The sequence below is a fragment of the Psychrobacter sp. FME5 genome (assembly GCF_014861375.1).
Lineage (GTDB): Bacteria > Pseudomonadota > Gammaproteobacteria > Pseudomonadales > Moraxellaceae > Psychrobacter.
The window spans coordinates 1-4254 of record NZ_RRYX01000162.1; the positions used below are offsets into that span (position 1 = coordinate 1).

General features: G+C 39.4%; 6 protein-coding genes. 3 read left to right on the plus strand and 3 right to left on the minus strand.

The window, feature by feature from the left end:
• Positions 1 to 266: 266 nt before the first annotated feature.
• Entirely contained in the window at positions 267 to 578 is a 312-nt protein-coding gene (locus tag EI161_RS13520; RefSeq protein WP_192529783.1) for a hypothetical protein, read from the minus strand.
• 50 nt (positions 579 to 628) lie between these two features.
• The gene (locus tag EI161_RS13525) at positions 629 to 898 is read right to left on the minus strand and encodes a hypothetical protein (RefSeq protein WP_192529784.1); all 270 of its coding nucleotides are present in this window, start codon (positions 896 to 898) and stop codon (positions 629 to 631) included.
• A 179-nt stretch (positions 899 to 1077) separates the two neighbouring features.
• Between EI161_RS13525 and EI161_RS13530 the strand changes: the two genes are divergently transcribed.
• Genes EI161_RS13530 through EI161_RS13540 form a run of 3 tightly spaced genes read left to right on the plus strand, consistent with a single transcriptional unit; the run spans position 1078 to position 3056 of the window.
• Positions 1078 to 1320: a hypothetical protein gene (locus EI161_RS13530; RefSeq protein ID WP_192529785.1), complete on the plus strand. Its 243-nt coding sequence runs from the start codon at positions 1078 to 1080 to the stop codon at positions 1318 to 1320.
• 4 nt (positions 1321 to 1324) lie between these two features.
• Positions 1325 to 2857 carry a MobQ family relaxase gene (mobQ, locus tag EI161_RS13535; RefSeq protein WP_192529786.1) on the plus strand — a complete coding sequence of 511 codons (1533 nt, stop codon included), beginning with the start codon at positions 1325 to 1327 and terminating at the stop codon, positions 2855 to 2857.
• Between the two features lie 4 nt (positions 2858 to 2861).
• Positions 2862 to 3056, plus strand: coding sequence for a hypothetical protein (locus EI161_RS13540; RefSeq protein ID WP_192529787.1), 195 nt, complete (start codon positions 2862 to 2864; stop codon positions 3054 to 3056).
• A gap of 66 nt (positions 3057 to 3122) precedes the next feature.
• On the opposite strand, the gene EI161_RS13545 is transcribed toward EI161_RS13540, so the two are convergent.
• On the minus strand, positions 3123 to 4154 hold the full coding sequence (locus tag EI161_RS13545; protein WP_192529788.1) for a RepB family plasmid replication initiator protein: 1032 nt from the start codon (positions 4152 to 4154) through the stop codon (positions 3123 to 3125).
• Positions 4155 to 4254: the final 100 nt, after the last annotated feature.

Here is a 4254-nt window from a genome sequence, read left to right on the forward strand (position 1 = left end):
CCGTCCTATTTAGCCGTCAATCCGTCCTATTTAGCCGTCAATCCGTCCTATTTAGATTTAGCTAGACCTTACTGAGTATGACTTTCAGGGGGGGCTAAAAACTCTTTAAAAACCTTTAAAACCTTAAAAAAGGGGAAGAACTTTAAAAGCTTGTGGATAACTTCAAACTTCAATTACTTTTAAAACTTATTTTTTGTTTTTTTATTTTAAAAACAAAAGAAAGAGCTAAAGATTTTTTAACTTTTAGTTTCCATAACAAGTATTAATTAGAAGTTAATATCATCAATAAGGGGTCTATTTGCCTCACTAGAGCTTGAGAAGTTGCCTTTAGGTACATTGTTACCTATTTCAGATTTAAAGCCCTCTAAACGGCTAATATCGGCTTTTCTAGTAGCATATCTTTCTATATCAGCCAAAATTTGCGGTATTCGTTCAGGTTCATTCTCTGCCACAGCCATAGTTATAGCTCCAAGCACAAATTTTTGACCGTTGAGAGCCTTATCAATTTGTTTTTTCATTCGATTGGCTTTGTCTAACGCTTCTTGTCGCTTCTGTTCTAATTTTTTGATGTCAGTCACGTATTGCTCCTTAATAAAAAACCCTAAAAAAGGCTGGTGAAGTATTTAATTTATAGAATAACGGTTATAACAACAGCCATGATAATTGCTATAAGAAAAGAACCAACTACTAGCCATTGCGGAATATTTTTATCTTCTTTGAAGAATGTATATTTAACTATAGAGATAACTAAAAAAATTAAGATAGCTGGTAAAACAACTCCATCGCTAGTTATCTTTTTATCTGAAACTAACATCAATGCTACAAATAAAATAGCATAAGCAAATGCTACAGAAGATGCCAAACCTAGCGGTTTTAATATATCTTTTTTTGTTTCCATGCTAAAAACACCTAATTTTTAAAATTTATATGATGTAATTTTTACTGTGGAATGGTTGTGTCCCACTGACTAAGTGCGAACTTACGAAAACTATGCTAACATTCCACTTTGTTACAGTATAGATAGATTTCATAATTCGCAAAGGGGAAACCCCCTTGACCCCCAAAAAAGAGGCTAGTATGAGTAATTTTATAACTTATAACAATATGATAATAAACGTTGATACTATCAAAATGGTTAAAATGACTCGACCACCTAGTGATGGTAAAGATGGTGATTTTCATCGTATAGAAATTATTAGATATGAAGACGAAGCTATAAGCTTAGCTCCTATTTATAAGGATACTGAGAAAGCAAATGCTATATTTAAAGATATAGCCAAAAACCTTGAGTCAAAAAATCTAACTACAGAAGACTGGTAAATTTGTGGCAATCTACCACCTATCGACTAAGCCAGTATCACGCAGTAGCGGAAGAACCGCCACTGCGTCTATTGCTTATCGTGCTGGTATTGCTATCAAAGATGAACGCACAGGCAAAGAACACGACTACACCAAAAGAAGCGGTGTGGCATACACTCGACTTCACACCCCAAACGGTTTAAAGATTAAGCGCAACGAACTTTGGAACTTAGCAGAAACCACCGAAACGAGAAAGAACAGCCGAACCGCAAGAGAGATTGTCGTTAATCTACCTCATGAATTATCAGGGCGTTTGCGGATGATGCTTGTTAATGACTTCGCTAAGGACTTAGCCAATCAATACGGTGTTGCCGTTGATGTGGCAATACATACGCCTGATGCACAGGGCGACAACCGCAACCATCACGCCCATATCATGTTGACCACACGCAAGCTGGAACGCTTGGAGAGTGGCAGAGTCGCTTTAACAGACAAGTCACAGCTAGAAATGAGCAACACCCAGCTTAAAGAGCGTGGCTTACCTAGTGCTAGGGAAGAACTAAAGGCAATCCGTGAGCAGTGGGCTAATATCACCAATAAGCACCTCAAAGAAGCCAAGATTGATGCCCGAATTGACCATAGAAGCCACAAAGACAGAGGGTTAGAGCAACTACCCACCAAAAAACTAGGTTGGGAAGCGTCAGCCCTAGAGCGCAAAGGTATTAAGACAGCGACAGGCGAATATAACCGCATGGTTGAAGAATATAACCATACGATGAAGCAGCTAGCGATTATTGAAAAGAGCCTGAAAGCCGACACAGAGCAGCGAGAACAGAGCAATGACAGAACAAGAGAAAGAATTGAAACAGCAATTAAGTACATTGAAAACGCAATACAAAACACAGCTTGGGCAGATAGAAAAACTAAGCTCGTCACTCAAGTCGTTGGGGAATGTCAACGAGAGCTTGAGGGAGCAGAACGAGAGATTGACGCTTCAGCTAGCGCAATCGACCAAGCGGATAGAAGCATTGCTGAACATCAACAATCCAAACTAAAAGCAGAACGAGAAGCCCAGCTTCAGCAGCAAGCCAAAGAGCTATTGCTTCAGAACTCACAAGAGCTACACGCCCAAGCCGTGAAAGGTGAGAAAGCTGTAAACGCTTATGAAACAAGGCTTGCAAACATTGAAAAGCAGTTTGAACAACTAAGCCTTAAACCCCTGAAGAAAGAGTTAGCCGAGCTTCAGCAAGCCTACGACACCGCAAAAAAACCTATGATGACCAGTCAAAGCAAGTGGTCAAAGCAGCAGTTAGAAAAACGGACGGTATTGCGAAGCCTAGAACGCCAAATAAGCGTTAAAGAGGTTCAAGATAGAGGAAAATACAAGCAACACGCTAAAGACTGGATAGCCAAAAACGAACCGCAGACAGTGCAAGAAGCACAGCAAGGTCAACAAGCTATCAAAGAATACAAAGAGCAGCAGAAGCAGCAAGAACCAAAGGTGGAACAGCTACGAGTGCGTACCAGTCAGAGCAAAGATAAAGGCATGGAGCGATAGAGATATGAGCGATAACCAAGAGAAAAAGGATTTAGTGCAAGACTGGATAGACAGGTCAGCCCTGAACGCCATACAAATGAGCGAGGACGAGAATTACCGCCAGCTGGTAGCAGTCAGGGCAACTAATTGGGGCAAGGACATAACAGCGAAGTCCGACCTACGGATAAAACAATCACAAGCACCTCACTTAGAGATTTAACAGATAGAAACGGGTCTTAATGGGAAACAGCCCCCATTCAGATCCGCTTCTATCTCAACTCTTAAATTAGTATTCAAGATACTCTCTGATTGGACGCTTGTTAAACTGCTCAGGCTGTTTTTTAAGACGGTTAATCATCTCAAACTCCCAAGCCTGTGAGTTTTGACCAGCTGGGCTGGTAGAGCTTACTAGGTGATTATAGTCTGCTATGAATTGCTGATTACGTGCAATACGCCCCAACTGTTTATCACTTAGCCCATCAACCGTAAACATATCGCCATTATTAGCGTCACGCTCAATACTAATTTCTTTTTTACTTGTTTTTTTCGTCTTAAACTTAAGCTCTAAGTGAGTAAATTTTCGTCCTGTTTTCAACATTTCATACTTTACTGTATAAGGTGATTTATCGTTAATCTCATTAATTGCGGTATCAATCACACGCACTTTCAAGTCCTTTGTAGCTTTATATTTATCCCCTAGAGCAAGCATATAGCGTAAATCCACTAGCTTTATTTTTCTATAACCAGTTGACTTGAATTGCATCATAGCTTGATACAGACGCATACTATAACTACTGCTAAACCCTGCTACATCCTCAATATTGAATTGTGTGAAATTTTTTCTAAGTTCAGATAGAAATGGAACAATACGTTCATTAAAAACCAAACGTACAACAACGTTATCATCATCAGAAGGCATAAGGCTATCCATTAGATTGTAAGCCCTAAGCATTTGAATATATTTACTGTAATCTTCAGGGTTAGGGTACTTGGCTTTTAGCTTCTCTCCTGCATTTTTATCATAGCGCAAGACTTCAGAGAGCCAATGGAATTCAAGCTCACCAATTTCTGTATCTATAAATAATGATTTTTTCATCAAGTCTTTTGATGCACTTCGTATTTCCCTCGCTACAGTATCAGGGTGTACGCCAAGCCGTATAAAATCATCTCTTGTAACGCAGTAAGCATGTTTAGCATCTACTGGTTCACCTTTAGGGATTTGTGCCATTGCGGAGAGAATTAAACGTTGTTCATTTACGCTCAACTCATAAGCTGCATTTATAACCGCATTATCCATTACAATTAAATCATTACTCATAACAGTAAACCCCAAATACGCTAAATAGGACAACAATATATCATTGTCCTATTTAGCCGTCAATCCGTCCTATTTAGCCGTCAATCCGTCCTATTTAGCC